The 24,308-nt window shown below is 33.3% G+C and carries 26 protein-coding genes; 8 read left to right on the forward strand and 18 right to left on the reverse strand.

Going from position 1 to position 24,308, the window contains the following annotated elements:
• Positions 1-103 precede the first annotated feature (103 nt).
• A complete protein-coding gene (locus Q0787_RS16910; RefSeq protein WP_298904086.1) occupies positions 104-583 on the forward strand; it encodes a Dps family protein in 480 nt (159 codons plus the stop codon).
• Positions 584-672: 89 nt separating this feature from the next.
• Here the strand turns inward: Q0787_RS16910 and Q0787_RS16915 are convergent, their stop codons facing one another.
• Positions 673-2,163, reverse strand: coding sequence for a hypothetical protein (locus Q0787_RS16915; protein ID WP_298904088.1), 1,491 nt, complete (start codon positions 2,161-2,163; stop codon positions 673-675).
• Between the two features lie 128 nt (positions 2,164-2,291).
• On the opposite strand from Q0787_RS16915, the gene Q0787_RS16920 reads away from it, so the two are divergent.
• The 3 genes from Q0787_RS16920 to Q0787_RS16930 all read left to right on the forward strand — a co-directional run bounded on the left by Q0787_RS16920 (position 2,292) and on the right by Q0787_RS16930 (position 6,089).
• Complete coding sequence (locus tag Q0787_RS16920; RefSeq protein WP_298904090.1) at positions 2,292-2,804, forward strand: RNA polymerase sigma factor; 513 nt, start codon at positions 2,292-2,294, stop codon at positions 2,802-2,804.
• 61 nt (positions 2,805-2,865) lie between these two features.
• Entirely contained in the window at positions 2,866-3,792 is a 927-nt protein-coding gene (locus Q0787_RS16925; protein WP_298904093.1) for a FecR family protein, read from the forward strand.
• Positions 3,789-6,089 (forward strand): TonB-dependent receptor, encoded by a 2,301-nt coding sequence (locus Q0787_RS16930; RefSeq protein ID WP_298904095.1) that lies wholly within the window; start codon positions 3,789-3,791, stop codon positions 6,087-6,089. Before Q0787_RS16925 ends, Q0787_RS16930 begins: the two co-directional genes overlap by 4 nt.
• An 85-nt stretch (positions 6,090-6,174) precedes the next feature.
• Here the strand turns inward: Q0787_RS16930 and Q0787_RS16935 are convergent, their stop codons facing one another.
• The 12 genes from Q0787_RS16935 to Q0787_RS16990 all read right to left on the reverse strand — a co-directional run bounded on the left by Q0787_RS16935 (position 6,175) and on the right by Q0787_RS16990 (position 16,676).
• The gene (locus Q0787_RS16935; RefSeq protein WP_298904097.1) at positions 6,175-6,594 is read right to left on the reverse strand and encodes a DUF2141 domain-containing protein; all 420 of its coding nucleotides are present in this window, start codon (positions 6,592-6,594) and stop codon (positions 6,175-6,177) included.
• Positions 6,595-6,761: 167 nt separating this feature from the next.
• Positions 6,762-7,508, reverse strand: coding sequence for an SDR family NAD(P)-dependent oxidoreductase (locus Q0787_RS16940; protein ID WP_298904099.1), 747 nt, complete (start codon positions 7,506-7,508; stop codon positions 6,762-6,764).
• A 65-nt stretch (positions 7,509-7,573) separates the two neighbouring features.
• Entirely contained in the window at positions 7,574-8,134 is a 561-nt protein-coding gene (locus Q0787_RS16945) for a TetR/AcrR family transcriptional regulator (RefSeq protein WP_298904101.1), read from the reverse strand.
• 51 nt (positions 8,135-8,185) lie between these two features.
• Positions 8,186-9,205, reverse strand: a complete 1,020-nt coding sequence (locus tag Q0787_RS16950; protein WP_298904103.1) for a phytanoyl-CoA dioxygenase family protein — start codon at positions 9,203-9,205, stop codon at positions 8,186-8,188.
• A 46-nt stretch (positions 9,206-9,251) separates the two neighbouring features.
• Positions 9,252-9,770: a contractile injection system tape measure protein gene (locus Q0787_RS16955; protein WP_298904105.1), complete on the reverse strand. Its 519-nt coding sequence runs from the start codon at positions 9,768-9,770 to the stop codon at positions 9,252-9,254.
• A gap of 80 nt (positions 9,771-9,850) precedes the next feature.
• Positions 9,851-11,182, reverse strand: a complete 1,332-nt coding sequence (locus Q0787_RS16960) for a DUF58 domain-containing protein (protein WP_298904107.1) — start codon at positions 11,180-11,182, stop codon at positions 9,851-9,853.
• A 17-nt stretch (positions 11,183-11,199) separates the two neighbouring features.
• Positions 11,200-11,679 (reverse strand): hypothetical protein, encoded by a 480-nt coding sequence (locus Q0787_RS16965; RefSeq protein ID WP_298904109.1) that lies wholly within the window; start codon positions 11,677-11,679, stop codon positions 11,200-11,202.
• Positions 11,680-11,735: 56 nt separating this feature from the next.
• Positions 11,736-12,827: a MoxR family ATPase gene (locus Q0787_RS16970; RefSeq protein ID WP_298904111.1), complete on the reverse strand. Its 1,092-nt coding sequence runs from the start codon at positions 12,825-12,827 to the stop codon at positions 11,736-11,738.
• A 2-nt stretch (positions 12,828-12,829) separates the two neighbouring features.
• A complete protein-coding gene (locus tag Q0787_RS16975) occupies positions 12,830-14,026 on the reverse strand; it encodes a DUF4350 domain-containing protein (RefSeq protein ID WP_298904113.1) in 1,197 nt (398 codons plus the stop codon).
• Positions 14,023-14,757: a DUF4129 domain-containing protein gene (locus Q0787_RS16980; RefSeq protein ID WP_298904116.1), complete on the reverse strand. Its 735-nt coding sequence runs from the start codon at positions 14,755-14,757 to the stop codon at positions 14,023-14,025. Before Q0787_RS16980 ends, Q0787_RS16975 begins: the two co-directional genes overlap by 4 nt.
• Positions 14,758-14,773: 16 nt before the next feature.
• Positions 14,774-15,712 (reverse strand): hypothetical protein, encoded by a 939-nt coding sequence (locus Q0787_RS16985; protein WP_298904119.1) that lies wholly within the window; start codon positions 15,710-15,712, stop codon positions 14,774-14,776.
• Positions 15,699-16,676, reverse strand: a complete 978-nt coding sequence (locus Q0787_RS16990) for a stage II sporulation protein M (RefSeq protein ID WP_298904120.1) — start codon at positions 16,674-16,676, stop codon at positions 15,699-15,701. Before Q0787_RS16990 ends, Q0787_RS16985 begins: the two co-directional genes overlap by 14 nt.
• Before the next feature lie 23 nt (positions 16,677-16,699).
• On the opposite strand from Q0787_RS16990, the gene Q0787_RS16995 reads away from it, so the two are divergent.
• Positions 16,700-17,455: an RDD family protein gene (locus Q0787_RS16995; protein ID WP_298904122.1), complete on the forward strand. Its 756-nt coding sequence runs from the start codon at positions 16,700-16,702 to the stop codon at positions 17,453-17,455.
• Positions 17,456-17,599: 144 nt separating this feature from the next.
• Positions 17,600-18,211 (forward strand): trimeric intracellular cation channel family protein, encoded by a 612-nt coding sequence (locus Q0787_RS17000; RefSeq protein WP_298904123.1) that lies wholly within the window; start codon positions 17,600-17,602, stop codon positions 18,209-18,211.
• Between the two features lie 7 nt (positions 18,212-18,218).
• On the opposite strand, the gene Q0787_RS17005 is transcribed toward Q0787_RS17000, so the two are convergent.
• The 3 genes from Q0787_RS17005 to Q0787_RS17015 all read right to left on the reverse strand — a co-directional run bounded on the left by Q0787_RS17005 (position 18,219) and on the right by Q0787_RS17015 (position 21,684).
• Entirely contained in the window at positions 18,219-18,647 is a 429-nt protein-coding gene (locus tag Q0787_RS17005) for a hypothetical protein (RefSeq protein WP_298904125.1), read from the reverse strand.
• Positions 18,648-18,730: 83 nt separating this feature from the next.
• Entirely contained in the window at positions 18,731-20,878 is a 2,148-nt protein-coding gene (locus tag Q0787_RS17010; protein WP_298904127.1) for a M3 family metallopeptidase, read from the reverse strand.
• A gap of 98 nt (positions 20,879-20,976) precedes the next feature.
• On the reverse strand, positions 20,977-21,684 hold the full coding sequence (locus tag Q0787_RS17015; protein WP_298904129.1) for a peptidylprolyl isomerase: 708 nt from the start codon (positions 21,682-21,684) through the stop codon (positions 20,977-20,979).
• Positions 21,685-21,691: 7 nt separating this feature from the next.
• On the opposite strand from Q0787_RS17015, the gene Q0787_RS17020 reads away from it, so the two are divergent.
• Together Q0787_RS17020 and Q0787_RS17025 are read left to right on the forward strand one after the other, a co-directional pair.
• Positions 21,692-22,330, forward strand: a complete 639-nt coding sequence (locus Q0787_RS17020; RefSeq protein WP_298904131.1) for a CoA pyrophosphatase — start codon at positions 21,692-21,694, stop codon at positions 22,328-22,330.
• 47 nt (positions 22,331-22,377) lie between these two features.
• The gene (locus Q0787_RS17025) at positions 22,378-23,175 is read left to right on the forward strand and encodes a 1-acyl-sn-glycerol-3-phosphate acyltransferase (RefSeq protein WP_298904133.1); all 798 of its coding nucleotides are present in this window, start codon (positions 22,378-22,380) and stop codon (positions 23,173-23,175) included.
• Here the strand turns inward: Q0787_RS17025 and Q0787_RS17030 are convergent, their stop codons facing one another.
• Both Q0787_RS17030 and Q0787_RS17035 read right to left on the reverse strand, forming a co-directional pair.
• The gene (locus tag Q0787_RS17030) at positions 23,176-23,664 is read right to left on the reverse strand and encodes a hypothetical protein (RefSeq protein ID WP_298904135.1); all 489 of its coding nucleotides are present in this window, start codon (positions 23,662-23,664) and stop codon (positions 23,176-23,178) included.
• A complete protein-coding gene (locus Q0787_RS17035; protein WP_298904137.1) occupies positions 23,664-24,305 on the reverse strand; it encodes a hypothetical protein in 642 nt (213 codons plus the stop codon). Before Q0787_RS17035 ends, Q0787_RS17030 begins: the two co-directional genes overlap by 1 nt.
• Positions 24,306-24,308 lie beyond the last annotated feature (3 nt).

A 24,308-nucleotide genomic window follows, 5' to 3' on the forward strand; every position in this document is an offset into this window, starting at 1 on the left:
AGTTATTCATTTAGACTATAAAAATATAAAAACTATTTATAAAAACTATAATCAATTCAATTAATTATAAAATAAATTTGCATAAACAAAAACAATAGAAGATATGACACTAAATAGCATAGGTTTAGATACCCAGAAAACAAAAAAGATAACAGGAGATTTGAATTATCTCCTTGCAAATTTTCAAATTTATTATCAAAACTTAAGAGGTATTCATTGGAACATAAGAGGAAAACGTTTTTTTGATTTACACGTAAAATTTGAAGAGCTGTATACTGATGCCAATGTAAAAGTAGATGAAATTGCAGAGCGTATTTTAACGTTAGGAGCAACACCATTACATACGTTCGAAGATTACACGAAAGCGGCCAAAGTTCCTGTAGGAAGGCACATTTCAGAAGATGAAAAAGCCGTAAGACTTATTGTTGCTTCTTTAACCGAATTATTAAAAATAGAACGTCAAATTCTAGATGACTCAGGCAACGCCCAAGACGAAGGAACGAATTCTATGATGAGTGATTTCATTACAGAACAAGAAAAAACAGTTTGGATGATGAAAGCATGGTTGGGTGAAAGTGTATAGGATCCCAAACATTTAAGTAAAAGAAAAAACCCTTTCGAATAATCAATTCGAAAGGGTTTTATAATCAAGTTCAAAAATTCAACCAAATTTTATTCACAACCAGATTCAATATTTGTAATCCATTCTGCTGTACTTACAACTTCAGGTCCTTCTGGATTATCACATCCAAAGAATAACCATTCGCTTGCGAAATTACCTGAGTTGGTATTTACTGCTGCACCTACAGCTCCTGTTGGTGTAGTTACTATTTCCCATGTACCAGATGTTACAGAGTCGTTATTGATAGTAACATTTACGGTTCCATCTGCTCCAAATTCATAAATGTATTCCTGATCTCCAATTGTTACTGTCCAAAACTCACATTCAATTAAAAAATCTTCTATATCATCTTCAGAACAATCAGAAGGATTGTTTATATCTTCACATTCAACAAAGTCGTCTTCAGTAAATCCTTCACATTCTGCAACACATGCATTAGGGAATGTGATAACTTCGACTTGACCTCCTTCTTCAACTTCAACACATACTGGATCAAATTCTTCATCTAAACATTCTTCACATGGGATTTCTGTATCATCGCACTCAACAAAGTCTTCTTCATTAAATCCTTCACATTCTGCAACACATGCATTAGGGAATGTAACTGTTTCTATTTCTCCTGTAGCTGTTTCTATTTCAACACATACTGGATCAAATTCTTCGTTAAAACACTCATCACATTCATTACCTCCTTCATAGTCGCCAAAACAATCTTCTAAAATATCTTCAAATTCTTCAACATTGTTTACAGTAACAACTTCTTCATCTTCAGCTAATGTTACTTCAAATGGGTAAACAAAATCAAAATAGTAAGCGTCGTATAATGCTGTATCTAGTTCTTCTTGTGAGTTTACAGTAATTTCAACATTGTCATCTGTGATAATTGTTAATGGGAAATTAAATGTAAAACAATCTGTTCCACCAGGGCAATTGTAATCTTCTTCACAGTTTTCGGCGAAATCTTCTTGCGTAAATCCATCGCACTCTGCATAACATGCATTCGGGTAAGTCATTAAAAATGTTTCGCCATCTGGAGCCACAACTTCCACACAAACAGGGTTGTAGTCTTCAAAACACTCACAATCTTGTTCGTCAAAATCACAGTCATCTAATAAATCTGCAAATTCTTCTTCATTATTAATTGTTACCACTTCAATGGCATCAGAATCGTCATTATAAGTTTCTACATCAAAAGGAAATGCAACGCCATTAATGTATAAATCGTCTGTAGAGTTTATTAAAACTTCAACTAGATCTTCAAGACTATTTACAGCCACTGTAGTTCCGTTATTATAAGAAAGGTTCAATGGATATACAAAGTCAAAACAGAAATCGAAAACGATATTTCCGGTAGGGTTTTCTGTAGGAATCATATTTCCTTGAGAATTGAATTGAAGTCTCAACTGAGATAAAGACGTTGTAATAGACGCACTTTCATCTATGTTTTGTTCTTCAATTACTGGTTCGTCATTTGTACATGACGTAAAAACGCTCGCAATTAAAGCGAAACTTAAAAGAAATAATTTGAAATTTTTCATCATAGCAATTTTTAGATTAAATATGTTTTTGTCGATCAATCATAACTAAGACAACTGTCAAAAAAAATACCCTACTTTTCACTCTAAATTTTTTTTATTTAGTTTTGATGCATTCACTTTCAAACCAAATAATGCCTAAAGATCAACATAAAATATGTCATTCTGAAACTTTTGAATCCATCTATAAAACGTATGCGAAAGATCTAAGACGGTTTATATTTTTCAAAACTCAAGATATAGATAAGGCCGAAGATATTCTGCAAGAGACATTTATTAAACTCTGGGATAATTGTGAAAAGGTAAATTATGATAAGGTGAAGAGTTATCTGTATACAGTCGCGTCAAATACATTTTTAAATTCGGTGAAACATGAAAATGTTATTAAAAAACACCAACAAGGTTTAATTCATAAAACCACTAATGAATCTCCAGAGTTTATCATGTTAGAAAAGGAATTTATGGATAAGCTAGATCGAACCATCAATGGTCTGCCAGATAAGCAACGCGAGGTGTTTTTATTAAATAGAATTGAAAAAAAGAAATATAAAGATATTGCTCAACAATTAAATATTTCAATAAAAGCTGTAGAAAAACGAATGCACCTGGCTTTGGTGGTCATTAGGGAGGAGATTGGTAATATTTAAAAAAAATAAACATTTACGGTAGGGTTTTATTAATTGTAATTGTCTTTATATTAGAATACGCATGGAACAACAAGATTTACATAACGATAACGAGACATTCTTGGCTAAATGGTTAGCAGGAGAACTTTCTAATGATGTACTGAAAGCTTTGGTGACAGAAGAAGAGTTTAATTCTTATTTAAAACTAAAAAAAGGAATAGAGACTCATGAGAGATTAGAAGGGTCTATCGATGATTCTTTTGCTAATATTTCAGATCGAATTTCTCAAAAACATACCAAGGTTCGTCAATTAAATACGAATAGTTGGTTTATTGGCATTGCTGCCTCTATTGTGTTGTTTTTTGGATTGTTTTTTACTTTAGGAGATGATGTTAAGACGATAGAAACTAACTATGGCGAATATAAAACGGTCGCATTATTAGATGGGTCTGAAGTTATTTTAAACTCAAAGTCTACATTGACATATAATGAAGATGATTGGGCTTCTAATAGAACATTGACACTAGATGGTGAGGCTTATTTTAAAGTAAAAAAAGGAAGCACGTTTACTGTTGTAACTACCAATGGGGAAGTTAAAGTTTTAGGAACGCAATTTAATGTTAACTCAGTAAGCGATTTATTTGAAGTGGTTTGTTTTGAAGGAAAAGTGAGCGTCCTATCCAAAGGTGAAACTCACGTCTTGTTGCCAACATATTCTGTAAGAAGAATTAATGGCCATGGCTTAGAAACATGGGAAACTTCAGAAGCAGATCCAACATGGATACACGGAGAAAGTACTTTTAAAAGTGTACCATTAAACTATGTTATTTCGGCATTAGAATCACAGTTTAATGTGGTTATTGAGGCTAAAAATATTGATAAAACTATAATTTATACGGGTAGTTTTACTCACAGTGACTTAGACACAGCTTTAAAAACAGTGTTTAAATCTCTACAAATAAGATACGTTGAAAAAGAAAAAGGAAACATCTATTTGAGCACAAAGTGAAGAAATTGATTAACTGCATTTTACTAATTCTACCTGTTTTAGCCTTTTCGCAAGAAGAGGCTAAGTTTTACATCAATTTTGAAACTGAAAATATTCAAACTGCTTTTGATCTTATTGAAGATATTTATGACGTACGATTTTCATATAAAGATGCCGTTATAAAAGAGAAAACAGTTAGTTTAAAAAAAGAAAAGCGAACATTAAAACAAGTTCTTAAAGCTATTGAAGCGCAAACGGGCTTAACGTTTGAAATTATAGCAAACAGATATATTATCGTTAATAAATCTGAAACTCAAGTCAATGTTCAAGAACTTGAAAAAATTATTATTAATAGTTATCTCACCAAAGGGATATCCAAACGGAAAGACGGGTCCTATGAAATTAGTCCCAAAAGCCTAGGAATTTTGCCGGGTCTCACAGAACCCGATGTCTTAGAAAGTATTCAATTACTACCAGGAGTTGTTAGTCCAAATGAAACAGCTTCTGGTTTTTTGGTTAGAGGCGGTAAGATGGATCAGAATAGATTAATTTGGGATGGTATTAATATCTATCATAAAGGACATCTCTTTGGAATGATTTCTCCGTTTAATCCAAATGCTACCAAAGCGATTACTTTTATAAATAAAGGCTCTCATCCGCGCTATGGCGAACGAGCCTCTAGTGTGATTTCAATGAAAACGACATCTTCCATTGAAAACCGAATGAGTGCACAATTTGGGTTTAATGGTATTAATGGCGATGCCTTCATTGATATGCCAATTATTAAAAATAAACTGGGTATTCAGGCGTCCGTTAGATCAAGTTATACTGGCCTTTATCAATCTTATACTTTCGATAAACTTGCAGATAAAGTGTTTGAGAGCACCAAAATAGAAGATGGAGACAACCCCGATAATGATTTTAGTTTTTTAGATTATAATATCAAACTGAATTACAAACCAAATACTAATAATAGTCTGTATGCAAGTTTAATTTCAATAGACAACCAACTTAATTATACGGTTGGAGATTCTAATACCAATGAAAGTTTTAATGATATAATGTCTATTAAAAATTATGGTTATGGTGTAGGTTGGTACAAGCAATGGAATTCTAGGCTAAGTCAAAATACAACTGCTTATTTTTCAGAATATAATTTGAATTACAATTTTATTACCTCGGAAAATGAAACGCAAGTGTCAGACTTTGAAAAGCGAAATGTTATTTTCGATTCTGGTATTTCCACAGAGTTTACACAACAAATAAATACGCAAAATACAGCAACTCTGGGGTATCAATTCTCATTAAAGGATGTTGGCTATGCATTTTTAAATACAACCAACTTAGAGTTTGTTTTAGATGAAGATAAAACGGTTGTGAAATCTCATGCCCTTTATGGTAATTACAACTATAAAAATTCGAAACTCTTTGATGTATCCTTGGGAATAAGGGCATCATATTTTGAGGAACTTGAAACTGTTAGGATTGAACCTAGGTTGTTATTATATAAACAGCTATTCAAAAACATAAAGATTCAAATTTCAGGAGAAATTAAGAATCAAGTGATTAGCGAAATAGATGAGACCATAATTAGTGATTTATCTTTAGAAAATCGTGTTTGGCGATTAGCCAATGGTCGGGAGTTTCCAATAATTAAAAGTAAGCAAGTTTCTGCCGGATTTATATATACAAAAAACGGTTGGACCTTAGATGTGGATAATTATTATAAAACACTAGATGATATTACAGCACTTTCATTTGGGTTTCTTAATCCGAATAACAGTCAATTTAATTTAGGAGAACAGCGAATTTATGGCGTAGACGTTTTTCTGAGAAAACGATTTAGGGCTTTTAATTCTTGGGTTAGTTATTCTTTTAATAATTCTGAAAGTAAGTATCAAAATTTGAATAATGATCAGTATTTCGATTCTAGATCTAATGTAAGACACGCCGTTACAACATCGCTTAGTTATAAATTATCAAATTTTCAAGTGGCCTTAGGGTGGCGATGGCAAACGGGAAAACCATATACAGCTTCTACAAATGGTGTAGATGGTTTGGAGTTTAACAATGGTATTAATACAGAACGATTGCCAAATTATCATAGATTGGATATATCATCCACTTATGCGTTTAAATTTTCTACAGAAAGTCAATTAAGAGCCAAAATTGGATTCTCTATACGAAACGTTTACAATAATAAAAATCTCATTAGTAGAGAATATCGAGGCAACAACGATTTTAATTCTGAAATCGAAACCATAGATAGATTCTCTATTGGATTTACACCAAATATTTTATTCAGAATGTATTGGTAAAAAAAAAAGAACCTTATTAAGGTTCTTTTCTTGATTAACTAACTGGTTGATTGATTGATTGATTGATTGATTGATGAATTTTATATTAAAATCTGATAGACAATTTAATAGCGTCGTTGGCTAAGGTAAATTTGGCATCGTCATAAATTGGAGGACCAAAGCTTCTTGGATTGTTGGACATTCCGTAAGATTCTTTTGGCATTCCATTGTCTTCAAAATCCATTCTTTGATTTTCGTTTTCATCGTGCAATACCATAATGGCATAGTCTCCAGGCGCTACATTTTCAAAAGTAATAGTAGCCTTTCCGTCTTTAATTTTAGATTCGGCATTTTGAATTCCCGGACCTTTCATAAACGTGTCTTTTGTGTTTAAGGATACTAATAATTTCCCTGTATCGTTTTTAGCATTTTCAATGGTTACCGTTATGGTTTGTCCTTTTGAGTCTTGAGCAAAACCTAAAGTTGATACTAATGTTAGTGCGATTGATAAAAATAAAGTTTTCATGATATGATGTTTTAAATGGTTTGTTTGTTATTGATGAGTCAAATATCAAACGAAATGAAGACTTTGCATAAAGAGACTAACCGAATCGTCGTTTTTTATGTCCGAATTGTAAAAAAAAAAGCACATCGATTAAAATTGATGTGCCTTTTTTGTTGATTTAGAGTGTGTTAATTTCGTCCTGCAGTAACACCGCCATCAGTGTCCCAAATGGCTCCAGTAACCCACGAAGCTTTGTCAGATAGTAAGAATGTTATACTGTTTGCAATATCTTGTGGTGTACCATTTCTACCAATAGGATGAAATTCATTAAACCCTTCTAATGCTTTTTCTGCTTCCTCTTTTCCGCCAAAAACACCATGATAAACAGGTGTTTGCACAACAGCAGGAGATACAGCATTAACTCTAATGTTATAATCGGCCAATTCCATGGCTAAGTGCTGTGTTAATGAATGTAAGCCAGCTTTTTGCATAGAATATGCTGATGATGGCGTTGCTTTTACAGCTTGCTTTGCCCACATTGAACCTACATTAACTATAGAACCTCCAGAGGTTTCCTTCATTTTTCGTGCGGCAGACTGAGTGATAAAGAAGAAGCCTCTGTTAAGATCCAAATAAGAATCATAATCTTGTTTTGTATGATCTAGAAATGACTTTGGACCAAATATACCAGAGGCATTTACAAGGTAATCGAGATTGTCTAAGTCTTCTATTTTTGAGATGAGTGCTTCTACTTCTGAGGTCTCTGTGATGTCGATAGTGTGTTTTATGAGTTGGGCCTGGTCTGGTACTTTTCCTGTAGACCTACCTACAATATGTACTGTTGCACCTTCGTTTAATAAGTGTTGTGCTGTTTCGTAACCGATACCACTGGTTCCTCCAATGACAAGTGCTGTTTTGTTTTGAAATGTTTTCATAATTGAGATTTGTGTTTAATTACAGACAGACAAGTCTGTCTTTTTTAGTTTAAATTTTTTTAACTTTATAATAGTTGATTGCATATGGTTTTGGCCGACTCGATGGGCCATATATTATTTTGTAGATAACTTTCAGATACAGCACCTTCATATAATAGGTACACTTGTTTTGCCATGCCGTTACTTTGTTCTTCCGAACTCGTATCTAGGTTGTTATTAATTAATTCTGAAATATAACGCATCAAGACTTGTTTTTGCTTTAATATTTCATCTCTGATATGGACGTTTTCTTTTGGGATTTCAGAAATTGTATTAATACACCAGCAACCGTTAAACTCTTTTGAGTTAAAAAACGCCTCTAAATAATCGAACAGTGCCAATATGCGATTCTTTCCAGAAGGTCTAGCATCAACAAAGACTTTTATCTCCTCAATAAATAAGCTGTTTTTGTGTTGAAGATAGGCCACACAAATAGCTTCCTTAGACTTAAAATGATTATAAAGTGTTGCTTTAGCGATACCAGCTTCTTTAATGATTTCATTAATTCCAGTTAGGTTATATCCATTTTGATAGAATAAATGAGAAGCGGTTTGTATGATATGATCTTTAACTAAAGCATGTTTCATAGGACAAAGATATACAAATTTTTTAAAAACGGACAGACTTGTCTGTTTTTTTTATATCCACTCGTTTGCTATCTCTCTATCTATAGGTTGGTAATTAATATACTGAACTACTCTTGGTTTTGTCCCAGTATTTGGAGAACTGCCATGTGGTAACATCTGGTTCCAAATGATGAAGTCACCAGCATTTGCAGCAATGGGTTTCGGATCTAGTTCTTGTAAGTTAGATGTTCTAGGGTTTACTGTGCTTGGCAAATGCTCTAACCATTGGTCTATTTTCTTATGAAAGCCAGGTACTAAGGTAAAAGCACCTTGGTTTGCTGGTGTATCTGTTAAATAGAGTAAGCCTTGAAGTCCGAAAGGAATAGGTCGTTTTAAACTTACGTCCCAATGCAAATTAGGACCTGGGAATTGGTAGTTTTCATTTTCAGGAGGATTAAAACTCACACGATCATTACTCACAATTAATGTATTGCGATTCCAAAGTTGTTTATAGGCCGAATGAATTTTCTTTGAAAACCTATTTTTATCCAATTGAGGATCACGAAATAATTGCACCATTATACCTTGCTTTAAAGGATGATCGTTATACCAAGTTGCTGGATTGTTTGGGTCAATTTCTAATAATCCGTATATGAGATCTAAACTTGCTTTACAATCTGTTTTAGAAATGGCATTTGGAATAATAACATAACCTTCTTTTTCCCAATGTGCTATGGCTTTATCGTCTAGTATAGCGTCTTCATATGGTGTTTTCTTAACCTCTGATTCTGAACCTAGGATAGCTACATTAACCATAGCAATCATTTCTGATGATAAATTTCCATGGTCTCTAACCCAATTTTCAAAGGACTCGAATGAAGGTGACTGTTCGTAAATGTATTTGAACGTAGGTTCTATACCAATACCAAGCGCATCGAACACTGCTGTTACATAATTGTGTTTTAGTTCTATATTTTTATTCTGTATCCCTTGTTTTTTAAGTATAGTAGATGACCATATGGTTTTTAAATAAGCAATACCGAGAGTTCCTTGCTCTTGCACCTTGGAAATTTTAGTTTGCTTTTTTTTCATTGATATATGTATATTAGGTTGTCTAAAGTAATTATTAAAACAAATGTCACCTCCAAGTTACTAGAATCATTTTGGGTAGCCAAGGCAATGTAATTCTATTGATATCCCATGGTACATTATCTAGTAAAATATCAATCGTATTATTTTGAATAGCTAATTCGCAGGTATTGTTAAACCTTAGCAAACCTGGACGACGCAAAAATTGATCTCTTAATACATTGATGTTTGATTGCTTTAGGCTCTTCCAATGTCCTATTAAGGCTTCGAGTAACTCTAATGCCGACTTTTTTTCGGTAGTTGATAATGTTATGTGGTCTGGTAATGTATGGTTGATAGGCATACCACAGAGCAACTTTTGGATGATTAAATCTAATGAATTTAGATTATAGTCTTTTCCATTAGCCATGAAATTTAATAATAGAACAGCGCGTATTTGGTTGTCAGTATTTTTAAAACAATGACGCACATCTAAATAATCATTTGTTTTAAATAATTCAATAAGAAATGGATGGCAAAGAATTAACCCAGCGTTGTTGCAATGTAATTCTGAAATATCATTTACCATTCTAACCTGTTTTGACTATTGTTATAAAGGTAAAATATTTTGCCGTTATTGGTTATTTGGATGGTAAAGGTTTATGAGCATTAAAGTAAACCTCTTGCTTTAATTTCCAGATATTTATTAATGGTATCAATCGTTAGATTTTGAGGAGATGTTAAAATAGATTGAATACCATATTTTTGAAGCTCATTCACAATGAGTCGTTTTTCAAAGGCAAATTTTTCGGCAATAACCTTGTCATAGGCTTGTTGCACTGTTTCTGCTTTTTCTGTAATTATGTGGTTGAGCTCGGTGTTTTTAAAGAAAATGACCACCAATAGATGACTTTTAGCAATGCCTTTTAAATAGGGTAGTTGTCTGTGTAAACCATCTAAAGTTTCGAAATTAGTATACAATAGCATTAAACTTCGGTGTGTGATATTTCGTTTAACATCAGCATAGAGTCTACTGTAGTCACTTTCAAAGAAATCGGTATTAACGTTGTATAAGGTTTCTAAAATGAGATTCATTTGAGATGTACGCTTTTCGGCGACAACAATATTTTCAACCTTTTTTGAAAAGGCAAGAATTCCAGCTTTATCTTGTTTTTTTAAGGCGACGTTAGAAATGACTAGCGAAGCATTAATGGCATAATCTAAAAGTGTGAGTCTGTCAAATGGCATTTTCATAACGCGACCCTTATCAATTATAGAGTATATCGGTTGAGATTTTTCATCTTGAAACTGATTTACCATGAGTTGATTTCGTTTAGCTGTTGCCTTCCAATTTATGGTACGTAAATCATCACCTAAAACATAGTCTTTGATTTGTTCAAATTCCATGGTATGCCCAATCTTACGTATTTTTTTTATACCATATTGGTGTAAATTATTACTAATAGCAAGAAGGTCGTATTTGCGTAATTGCATAAAACTAGGGTAGGTTGGTACCATAGCTTTGTCATTATAAGTAAAGCGACGTGCAATTAAGCCAAAGACCGAAGTAACATAGATATTTAATTTTCCGAAGTGATATTCACCACGTTCAACAGGTCGTAATCTATATTCTATTTCTGACGTACTAGAGGCTTCTAGTTGTCGTTTGATATTAAAATCTCTAACCTGAAATTGCTCTGGAATTTCATCAATAATCGTGATGTTAACATTAAACGTGTAATAGTTGTTGATAATGATATGTATTGGATTCTCATCCCCATTTGAAAACTTTTCTGGGAGCACACGCCGACCTATAACACCATTTTTAGCTGCAAATAGAACAATAGTGTCTAAAAGGGTAAGGGCCACAAGAAGAAGTACCAATAATTTTACAATCGCAAAACCTCTAGGGAATATGAAACTCAGTACAAACAACACTATAATAGCGATGCAAGCATAAAAGAATCGATTTTGTAAGTAAAAAGGTTTGGTGCGTTTCAAATTGATTAATAGTTTTTTTAGTACGTGTTACTTGTTTTTCTAATATTTAGTTTGGTGTCATATGACTTGTTTCCTAGGCTATCTGTATGGTGTACAATATTAATGTCGTAATGATAACCATACTTACCACATAAAGTATCTAAAGTGTCTTTTTTCTTCTTAGCGATTTTTAAATCGGTTAAGTATTTGTTCAATGGTGCAAATGCAATGGCCAAAGGTCCTAATCCGATGCCCATAATAATTAAAGGAACTGTTGAAATTACACCTCTATCGAAAACATATTTCCCGATAAGAAAACCTCCAATAAACAGGGCAAGAGCTATAACAGAGTACATGATAATATGTCCAATCGTATCAGTTTTTGTTTTTAGAACGCTTTCATATTCAATATTTACTTTTTCTATTTGTTCTTTGAATTCGGACTCTAATTTTATAACACCACACTTATCCTGAAAATCAGGTTTTTTACCAGTTAAGCCACAGAGTGTACCTGTCATATAATCAACGATTTTATGATCACAAAGTTTACAATGTTGCGTTTGTTCCATTAGTCTTATCGTGGTATTTCTACAGCTTCTATGATTTGTTTTATAATTTGTTTGGTAGTAACGCCTTCCATTTCTCGTTCTGGTGTTACAATAACACGATGCTGTAGCACAGGGATTGCCGCACGCTTAATATCTTCTGGAGTTACAAAGTCTCTACCATCCATAGCGGCAAAGGCCTTACTTGCCTTTAAAATAGCGATTGAAGCTCTTGGTGAAGCACCTAGATATAAAAATGGATTACTACGTGTATTCACAATAATATCGGCAATATATTTAATAAGATGCGATTCAATAATGATTTGTTCTACCAAACCTTGAAATGTACTAATTTGAGCACGACTTAAATGCGCTTTTACCTGATCTGTTTTAAGGGTGCCTTTCAAGTTTTGTTCTCTATTTAAGATTTCAACTTCTTCATCTGCGTTAGGATAATCGATGTCTATTTTAAATAGAAAACGGTCTAACTGAGCCTCTGGTAGACGATAGGTACCTTCTTGCTCAACGGGGTTTTGCGTGGCTAAAACGATAAAAGGTAATTCCATTTTAAATGTATTGCCATCAATAGTAATTTGGCGCTCTTCCATAACCTCAAATAAAGCCGCTTGTGTTTTGGCAGGTGCTCTGTTAATCTCATCAATAAGAATCATATTGGAGAAAATAGGGCCTTTTTTAAATTCGAATTCCGAGTTTTTCATGTTGAAAACGGAAGTCCCTAAAATATCACTAGGCATTAAATCTGGCGTAAATTGAATTCTACTAAAATCGATAGCTAAAGATTTTGCCAATAACTTAGCAGAAATGGTTTTGGCTACACCAGGAACACCTTCGATGAGTGAATGTCCATTGGCTAAAATGGAAGCAATGAGCATGTCTATCATCCCTTTTTGACCAACAATGACTTTGCCTATTTCATTTTTAATAAGAGCAATGCCTTCTTGTAGTTCACTTAAATCAATACGATTTTTAAAACTAATATCCGTTTCAGCTGGCAAAGATTGGTCATCTATTGGTGATGTATTAGAATTTTCCGATGATGTTTCAGAATGCTCGTGCTTAGGAGTTAAATCTTCGTTTTTGTTGTCGTTTATATCTTCCATAATTATTTGGTATAAAAATCTTCTATAGCTTTATTTAGTCTTAACAAATCACCTTCGTTGCAAGTTGTCTTGGCTTTTAAATGTACAATTTGATTAATTAATTTTTTAACGTCGCTTTCTTCTTTACCAGATTTTAAAGATAAGTTTTTCACAAATTTATCATCTAAAATTTGAGTCTCTAGGTAATAGACTCTGCGTATATACTCTAAGAAATACGTAATTTTTTTCTCAATTAAATTATTGTGGTCTTTGGTTTCATAATAAAGATTACCAATTGTTTTTATAAAGGCTACCGTTGTGTTTTTAAGAGGTACCTTTATGTTTACAATACGCTGCCTTCTTTTAGCATTGAATATCATAAATAGTAGCGTTGCTATAAGTACGGTATACCAGGCCCAACGTAAGGCAGGTTGGCTAAATATAAAGCGTAATTTAGAGTCATTTAAACTTTGTCTGGTTTTATTTCTTGAGTCAAAATAAATCGTGTCGTCTTTTAAATAAGACATAACTGCTGATGCATACTTACGATTTGATTTTTTAAGAAGGTTATAATTAGTGAATGCCGTTGGTTGCAAGTGCAAGTAAAAATAACCATCTCCCCAAGATGTTTTTATAAAATTTACATGCTCTGAATCATCAAATTTTTGATAACCTAATACAGTAGTATATGAGGTGTCTATTTCAGAAAAATAAATATTACTTAAACCTTTTTCAATAGTAATTGAATCATTTTTGAGCGCAGGGTTACTAAATGAGAATTGAGATTGCCCTTCAAAGTCGAAATCGTTTTTAATTTTGAAACCTAAAGAATCTAGTAACTTATTTGGAAAGTAATTGCTAGACATGAATATGTCATTGCCATAGGATGCAAAGTCTAATAATTCTTGAGCAGAGGTTCCATCAATATTTGGGTATTCGTCAATGATCATATATGTTCCTGATGTCAAATACACGCTGTCTTTCCAACTATAAAGATTATCGAAAAACTCGTATGGTGTTGCTCTAATGTTTTCTATTTCGCTATCAGGAAATAGAGTACTTAACTCTTCATAAAATATAAAAGTTCCATAAGGGGTTTTATGTTTTTCGTTATAGGTTTTTTTCCAATTTATAGGTCTTGGTCGAGAAAATTCAACAGCCGCTAATCCCACTAATAGTAGTGCTAAAATCCCTAGATATATTTTTAATGTTTTACTCATTTCTTAATCGAATTTAAAAAGTGAGTAAATGCAGTTTTTGCCTTATTGAACCGTGTATTGTCAATATCAAATTCACCATACCATATATAGTTGTATAAGTATGATGTGTATGAAAACTCTTTTTTAGTGCTTTCATTTTTTATTTCGTTATAGTAATCACTATTGGTTTTTTCTACATCATAATCTATGATTTCGCTTTCTGAAAGTGTCTTAAGTAACCACAAGTAATAATATCTAATCGCCAATCTATAATTGTTGTTATGCTCTGCGTCTTTTATAAGCGTTACAAAATTGGTTTCGAAGATGTTGTTTTCTACATCTGTGACCGGAATTATACTCTTGTCTGATGATTTTCCAAATACCCAACTGCCTTCTCTATTTAGTACTGCTTTAACAATAAAAAAGACGACAAGCAAAACAATTACAATATAAAATATCTTAAGTATGACATCTGTAATATCGGCTGCTTTGGCATCAGAATTAATATTGAAAAGATCTCTAAAAACGTCAGAGAGCCATTGTTTAAATCGGGTCCACCAACCTGAGTTTTTGGCTGTACGTTCATAGATGAACTCGCTACTGTCGTATTTGTCCTTGAGGTCAGTATACTCGCGTTTATCTATTGGATCAACATCAATATATACAGAATCCTGAACTGTTTTAAAACCAGATAAATCCTCAAAAGTGGCAGTATTGGAATTGTAAGTTATTCCAAAGAGAAGAAGGATCATATGTAAGTACATATATCTACTCACCAGATCCAATTAAGTCAATGTCACTTTTAGTATTAATATTTTCATGATCTTCTTTAAGACCATAAAAAATAACACCTTGATTGAGTTGCATAATCACGCCCAGAAACGTGCTCACAATAAAGGTAAGCATCGATACCATAAGCATCATAACAGTTAAGGATCTACTAACTTCTTCGGGATCTGGATTAACACCAGGCTGAATATCAGTAAATAGATTTAACATCCCAAAAATGTAGGGTATAAGTGCCACTATATATTGAATAATATAACTCATGACATAAAATAATCCAGCACAACCAACAACTGCCCAAAATTTGGAACTCATTAATTTCCATGAATAGCCAAAACTTTCCCAAATGCCTCTTTTATTATCAAAGTATTCCATTAAAGCGCCTTGATAATATAAGGCTACGCCACCAACAAGGAGCGGCAATCCTAAAATACCAACTATTGTTATGGTCAGTACAAAAGCTAATAAGCCCAAAAATATGGCAAGGGGAATGGCAATAAGTATACCACACACCAGGAAAATTAACATTTTCCCAATATTATCTTTGTAAACATTTATAATATCTGATGCCGAAAAGTGTTTCCCATTATGCGCAGCATATAACTTTAAATATATTGGCATAAATGAATATGAAATGATACCTGCAATCAATCCAATAACTATAAATAGAAACGCAAACAAAAAGAATATTGCCCCATTTTGATTTAAATAGTCATCAATAACATTGGATGTACCATTAAGGCCGCTAAAAAGTATGTCTGTATAGAATTTACCTGAAAAATAGCTCATTGCCATTAAAATAATCAGGAAGATCCCGTTGATAATAAAGAAGTTTTTAAAGAGATGTCCTCCATTTTGTTTTAAAAATGAAAAGGTGTCTTGGAAAAATTCACCAAACCCTCTTGATTTATATAATTGCATATGCTTGTTTTCTTTTTCGGTTCACTATAAAAGGATAAACTAAATAGTAGTATGATATGAGACTTAAGGTGAATAAAATGATTCCAACAGACAACCAATTAGGCATTGTATTAGAATACCTAGTAACATAGCCTTCTAAAAAACCTGCTGCGATAGTAAAAGGAAATGTACTTATTAAAATTTTAATACCATTTTTCACTCCTGTTTTAAAAGATATTAATCGAGAATATGTTTTAGGAAAAAGAATACTTGCGCCAAGTATTAATCCGGCGGCACCTTCTATAACAATAGCGAAAATTTCCATAGCACCATGAATCCAAACCCCTCTAACGCTTTCCCAAAGCACCCCTTCTTGATAAAAGAAATATTGAAATGATCCCAACATAATGCCATTTTCGAGCATAACAAATGCCGTACCTAATCCACCTGTAATACCCAGAACAAAGGCTAGCATGCCTACTCGAAGGTTATTAAGAGTGATTCCAATAAAACTTCCCCAATTACTGCCACTTTTATAAACCGCAACAGGGTCTCCAGATTCTATGTTTTCTAAAGTACTGTTCACATAACCGTCCCCCAAAACTAGGCGCACAAACGAATCATCGTTGGCAGCAGAAAGAGCACCAATAGCAACAAAACTCAAGAATATGATGAATGCATATAGAACATAACGTCTATATTCGTAAATAATAAGTGGAACTTCAACTTTCCAGAAATGCACAAAGCGATTAGTGTCTTCCCGTTTTGTCTTGTAAATTTTTTGAAAAGCTTTGGCCGCTAGGTTGTTTAAATAAAGAATTGTTTTACTTTTGGGATAGTAAGTTTGAGCGTAAGACAAATCATTTACCAACTGAACATAAAGTGATGCTAATTCATCAGGATTTTTAAGACTTTTTCCAAAAATAGCTTTTTCAAAATTGAGCCATTTTTCTTTATTTTGTTTGATAAATGCAACTTCTCTCATACGCATTCAAATTAAAGCAATTAATGGTAGAGTTACAAATAAATACGACACAAAACGTCAATATAACCTTCGTCGCAGCAAGTGTTGGTGAGCGCATTTTGGCTTACACCATAGATTGGGTTATTAAAATTGCTTATATCGTTGTGGCATTTCAAATTGTATTCAATGTATTTGAATGGAACGATGCCATTGCCGATATGGATTATTGGTCGCAAAGGGCAATTTATATGTGTTTTTTATTACCCGTAATGTGCTACACGCTTTTGTTTGAATCTTTATTGGATGGTCAAACTATTGGTAAGCGAATTATTAAAATTAAAGTGGTAAAAATAGATGGTTACCAAGCTGGAATTGGTGATTTCTTTGTGCGCTGGATTTTTAGGATTGTTGATTTAAACTTGATTGGACCTATTTTTGGATCTGTAGTAGCGTTAATTACCGTTGTTTTAAGTAAACGAAGTCAGCGCTTTGGGGATATGACAGCAGGAACCTCTGTAATTACATTAAAGAATAAAGTTAATATTAGCCATACTATACTTGAAGAACTTGACGAGGCGTATACGCCTAAGTATCCAAATGTTATTAAACTCTCAGATAATGATGCAAGAATCATTAAAGAAACTTTTGTAAAAGCTAGGGCTTCTAAAGATTATGAAACACTCATTAAATTGAGAAAAAAGATTATTGAAGTTGTCGAAATTAAAGATTTCAATTCTAGTGATATTGAATTTATAGATACGATACTTAAAGATTATAACTACTACACTCAAAGAATGTAAAAACAGACTGTTATGTTCTGATTTTCATTAAATGTGCTTGAAAGACTTGTCTGATACTGTTCTATGACACTCCTAAATAAATTAACTTAACCAAGGATATACCAAATTTGCAACTTACTTTTGTAGAAAGAAAAAGAACGTATTATGTTTTTTCAAGTCGTTGATATCTTAGGAACTATTGCCTTTGCTATTTCTGGAGTTTTAGTGGCATTAGATAAGCGCATGGATGCTTTTGGTGTGCTCATTATAGCCTTTGTTACTTCAGTAGGAGGAGGTACACTTCGCGATATTATGATTGGTGTTACTCCAGTATCCTGGATGACTAATATGACCTATGTTTATGTGATTATAGCATCTGCAGTTTTTGCTGTTGTCCTTAAGAAACAGATAGGCTATTTAAGACGTTCGCTTTTTTTATTTGATACTATTGGTATTGGATTATACACAGTTGTAGGTATTGAGGCGGGCTTGGGAGCTGGCTTGCATCCTATTATTTGTATTGCTTTAGGAACAATGACCGCAAGTTTTGGAGGCGTTTTAAGAGATATTTTATGTAACGAAATACCTGTGATTTTCAGAAAAGAAATTTATGCAACAGCTTGTATATTGGGCGGTTTAGCATATTTCTTACTTCGTGAATTTGTTGCTGATACTAATTTTATTTTTGTTATCGCCGGACTTATTGTGATTATCGTTAGACTTCTTGCTGTAAAACTTAAAATTAGCCTGCCAAGTTTGTATAAAAAGGAAGAATAGGTCCCAATTACTGTTGTCGTTCTTCTATGGTTTTCCAAGTGTCCCAAATAGCTTTTAATTTTGTTTTAAAGGCTACAGAATCCTTGCTTAGTTCAATTTGATCAAAGACATCGTGCATTTCACCTCTTAAATTAGAATAATTGTCAGTTACCGTTTTCATAGCAATCCAAGCGTCTATATGGGTTTGAAAGGCGTTACTAAAGTCGTCTGGGCAATAATTAAAGTCTAAATCCTTTAAACTGTCAGTATAGTTCGTTATTGTTGTATTAAGCGAAAGGGTTTCGGTAGCATGGTTTCTAATATTCCCTAAAATACTATCCTGTTCTAAAATAGTCTTGATGCACTGTTCTTCGGAAATTGGAACCTTATTTTTTTCTTCTGAGTTTTTACAACCAAGAATTAACAGTAAGCATATAAAAATATAGTATAGTCGCATGTCATCTGGTTTTTAAAACGGTTCTGTTACTTCTAAATCACACCTTTTATCACAAACGATGTGATAAAAGGTGCGGAATGTAATTATTCTGTTGGTACAGGAAACCCACGATCGCGCATTAATGCTTCAATTTTGGCATCACGACCTCTAAAGAGACGATAGGCTTCGGCAGGATCCATTGAGTTTCTAGGAGCAAATAGATATTTCACCAACTTATCGGCTACTTCCTCATCATAGAATCCACCTGGCGCTTCTCTAAATGCTTCCGAAGCATCACTGGTTAAGACATCTGCCCACATATAACCATAATATGCTGTGGCATAACCTTCACCAGAAAAAACATGACCAAAATGCGGAGTTCTGTGACGCATTGGTAACTCGTCTGGCATGTCTAATTCGGCAAGCGCATCGCGCTCAAATTTATCGATATCTATATTGGTTGGGTCTGCAAGGTGCAACTTCATATCTATAAGCGCAGAAGCCAAATATTCTGTGGTACCAAACCCTTGATTAAAAGTAGATGCTTTTTTGATTTTTTCAACAAGAGAAGCAGGAATAGGCTCTCCTGTTTTGTGGTGTACTAAAAACTGATTTATAACTTCATCTGTAGATAACCAACGTTCTAAAAGTTGAGATTGAAATTCGGTATAATCTCTAACACCTCCATTTAATGTTGGATATTTCACATTACTTGAAAAGAAATGAAGCGCGTGACCAAATTCATGGAAAAAGGTTTCGGCATCATCCCAAGAAACTAATACAGCTTCTCCAGGAGCAGGTTTAACAAAGTTAGAATTATTTGAAGCTAATACATTGGTTTCGCCTTGATATGAAGTGTAACTTCTGTAAGTTGTTGCCCAAGCACCAGAACGTTTACCTTGTCGAGCAAAAGGATCCAAGTACCATAAACCAATATGCTTTCCAGTAGCCTTGTCTGTAACTTCCCAAACTTTAACATCATCGTGAAAGACAGGAACTTTACCTTCTTCAACAGGTGTGAACTTGTAGTTAAACAAGCGTCCAGCCGTATAAAATAAGGCTTCAGTTAGTTTATCAAGTTGTAAATACTGTTTAACTTCATCACTGTCTAAATCATATTTTTTTTGTCTTACCTTTTCTGCGTAGTAGCGGTAATCCCATGGTTCAATGGTAATATTGTCGCCATTAGCATTGGCAACAGCTTGCATATCTGCAACTTCTTCATCTACACGTGCAATTGCAGCAGGCCAAACTGCCATCATGAGATCCATTGCATTCTTAGGGTTTTTGGCCATACGATCCTGTAAACGCCATTCGGCATAATTATCATAACCTAATAGAGCAACGCGCTCTTTACGTAATTTTAAGATATCAGCAATAATTTTATTATTATCGTATTCGTCTCCATTATCACCACGAGCATAATAATTTGTCCAAACTATTTTTCTTAAATCACGTTCGGTAGAATACGTAAGAAAAGGATCCATAGAAGATCGAGTATTGGTAATGGCATATTTTCCTTCTTGACCATTATCTGCAGCTATTTTTGCGGCCGAGTTGATAAAAGATTCAGACAATCCACCTAATTGATTTTTATTGAGATACGTGATATAGTTTTCTTCATCATGAAGTACGTTATTCGAAAATTTAGTGTACAACGAAGATAATTCCTTATTAATTTCGGCATAACGCTTTTTCTTTTCTTCATCTAAATTGGCGCCATTCATTTCAAAACGCTTATACGTTAAATCGACTACACGCTGTTGATCAGCAGGTAATGGTGTTTTTTGAGAAGCATCATAAACTGCTTTGATACGTTGAAATAGCTTTTCGTTTTGTGAAATTTTTGAACTGTACTCAGATAGTTTAGGAGCTAATTCGCCTTGAATATCTCTAAATTCTGGCGAAGACATATTGCTACTTAAAATACCATAATAAGTAAAGACATGATTAAGTTCATCTGCAGAGGCTTCAAGTGCGGCAATGGTATTTTCAAAGGTTGGAGATGCTTCGTTATTAGCGATAGCTTCAACATCTTTTAATCCAATTTCCATTCCTGTTTCTATGGCTTCTTTGATGTCTTTTACATCCATTTTATCGAAAGCAGGCACACCTTCGTATGGTCCAGTCCATTCTTGTAATAATAGATTGTCACTCATAAGTTTTTTGTCTTCTGTTTTGGTGTCTTCTTTACAGCTAGCAAAGAGAATTAAACTACATATAATCGTAGTTTTTAGGGATTTTGAAATCATTAGAAATTTGTATTGGTTTTAAGTCTTTGAAGTTACTCAAAAATGACGACCTAAATCGTTGTAAATGTGTTAAAATCGAATCTAAAAAAACCGAAGGCTTAGTTTAGTAATTCGACACGCCTTATGTATACGTTTTTAAGAGGCCAATCAGAATTATCAGTATCTACATTGGCAATTCTATCGGCAACATCTAGTCCGCTTATCACTTTTCCAAAGATCGTATAATCACCATCCAATTGATATACATCTCTTAATGTAATAAAGAATTCATATGGAGAAGCCAGTTTATAAGGGTTATCAATGTCACTACTTGGCATAGATATGACACCTCTATCATGGCGAAATCCTCTTTTGGTATCTGTAGGCAACAGGTATTTGCCAATAAAGCGTCGTTTACGCATAACATCTCTGTCATCTGTGCTGCCACCTTGAATGATATAGTTTTCAATGACACGATAAAATTGAGTGTTATCGAAATAGCCTTTTTTTGTGAGGTAGATAAAATTGGCGCGATGAAATTTCGTTTCATTAAATAATAAGATATCAATGTTTCCATAATCGGTTACGATACGCACTTTATTTTCTTTATTTTCCTTTTCATACTGAAGAAAAAACTCCATGGTGTTGTCTTTGGTTAACAAGAACTCTTCGGTTGTGTCTTCGGAAATGGTATCTGTTTGTTCTGTATGACGTTCTATTTTGACCTCTGTAGAATCTATTGTTTTTACAGACGATTTATTTTGAGATTGTTTATCTTCACAATTGAAAATTAGTATAGAACATAAGCTTAATACAAAAAACCTCATAAGGGAAATGAATTTTGAAACGTTTATAAAATCGGTATCAAAAATAAAAAATCTAAATCTTCCAGGCGAAGACTCGCAATTTAAATTGTCGCCACCATTTAGGGGGAATTTGGTTAATGAGAATAGAGAAAAAATGAAGCACGCCAAGAAAGCTGGCGTTATGGCTTTGTTTTACCCTAAACATAAAGATACTTTTTTAATTCTGATTTTAAGGAAAACCTATAAAGGAGTGCATTCGGCACAGGTAGGTTTCCCAGGTGGTCGGTTTGAAGAAGAAGATGTCAACCTTCAAAACACGGCTTTACGGGAAACATACGAAGAAGTTGGTGTTGAAATGGATACTGTTGAGGTTTTAAAGCCAATGACATCATTATATATTCCACCAAGTAATTTTATAGTGGCTCCTTTTTTAGCGGTAACAAATGAAACACCAAGTTTTATAAAACAAGATGATGAGGTTGAAGATTTGATTGAAGTTAAACTCATTGATTTACTAGATGATAGAAATGTTTCTGATGTTAGAGTAATGACCTCTTATCAAGTAGAGTTAGAAGTTCCTGCTTTTATACTTAACGGTCATGTGGTTTGGGGAGCAACTGCCATGATGCTAAGTGAACTAAAAGACTTGTTAAAAAAAGCCCTTTAATATTAGATTTTTGTAAGTTTGTCTTTCCGCTTAATACAAAACAATTAATGGGATTATTTAAAAGAAACCCTTTTGGACATATACTTTTTGTAAAGAAATGGCTTATCAGAATCCTAGGTCTTCTTACACATCGAAGATTTAGAGGCTTTAACGAACTTCAAATAGAAGGTTCTGATATTATAAAAAATCTGCCAGATACTAATGTGCTTTTTATATCTAACCATCAAACTTATTTTGCCGATGTGATTGCTATGTTTCACGTGTTTAATGCAAGTTTAAGTGGTCGATTAGATAATATTAAAAATGTTGGTTATCTCTGGAATCCTAAATTAAATATGTACTATGTTGCGGCAAAGGAGACCATGAAATCGGGGTTAATCCCGAAAATATTTGCTTATACAGGTTCTATTAGTATTGAGCGTACTTGGCGTTCTAAAGGACAAAATATTAATCGCCAAGTGAAAATGAGTGATATTACAAGTATAAAAAAGGCATTAGATGATGGTTGGGTGGTTACATTTCCGCAAGGAACAACAACACCATTTAAGCCTATTAGAAAAGGAACAGCTCATATTATTAAGCAATATAAACCTATTGTTGTACCTATCGTTATTGACGGTTTTAGACGTTCTTTTGATAAAAAAGGGTTACGTGTTAAGAAGAAAAATGTATATCAATCTTTTGAGGTTAAAGAACCTTTAGATATTGATTATGACAACGAATCTATTGCTGAAATCGTTGAAAAAATAGAATTCGCCATCGAACAGCATCCTTCATTTTTAAAGGTTATTCCGCAAGAAGTTTTAGAAGAAAAAGAGCGCTTGAATAAACTTAGAGATTGGTAATTAATGTTTTGGGGAGACATCTTCTTTATGTTGCTCTCCACTTGCTTTCGTTTTAGCATGAGTTTTGCTTACGGCATCAAATAAAAATATCAAACCTAAAAACAGGAAAAACTTAGACCAGTCAAAACTTAGTGATAATACAATAAACAGAACCCCTATACAAAACATTGTATCTGAATTATCTGTTTGCTCTGTAGGAGATGATTTTCCTTTAATTTCGTTGTAAAGCGTTATAATTTTAGTCGCTACTAACGCTCCATTTTGAAACAAGTTTACAGTAATATTGCCATGTAACAAATGCTGTTTAGATTCTAAATGAAATGTTTGAAGTGTTCCATCAATATTTAAATTAAAGCTATGTACTCGTTTTCTAAGGGATAGTTTTTTTGAAATGCTCTGTCTGTCGAGTAATACAGTTTCAATCCCTAACCAATTTATACGATATGTAATAATATGATGTCCAACATTAAAGTCAATATGATTTATCATTAGACTTCAAGTTTCTTGAGTTCTCTATAGTTTCTATTAAGACTGCGTAGTAGAAGTCCATAAATTAACCAATAGAAAAGGAGTAATATACCTACGGCAATCACCAATGCTATAAGTGTTACTAGCGCAACTCCGAGGTAATATTTTAAAATGTCACCATTGGCTTCTGCCGCTTCGATAAGTGCTTTTGTAGATTCATCATGACTCAAAGCATATGGCATCATATAGGCAACACCAATAACTAAGACGGCAAGATTAAAACCAACATATTGTTTTACAGTACGTCTGGTTTTTAAAATGTTTTCCATTAAAGTTTTAGCATTATCTGTGGTGTTGATTGTTTTATAGTTCATGTAGAATCTGTAGAAAAAATAGGCAAGAATGGCATAAGAAATTATGCTAAGTATAATAAAGCCTGTAGCACTTTGTAAACCTTCGAATTCTTTATTCATGCCAGAGGCTTTTAATCCAATGGCCATAAATAACCAAAATACAAATTCTAGTATACTTATAATGAATATCCATTTTACTATGGAAGACGATTTTTGAAGAATCATCTTGTAAATCTCATTATAAGTTAATTTTGGGTATGCAGATTCTTGTTTCTGCCAATCCTTTTTTAGTAAATCTAATTCATCCATAGT

The sequence above is a fragment of the uncultured Psychroserpens sp. genome, from assembly GCF_947492715.1.
Taxonomy (GTDB): Bacteria; Bacteroidota; Bacteroidia; order Flavobacteriales; family Flavobacteriaceae; genus Psychroserpens.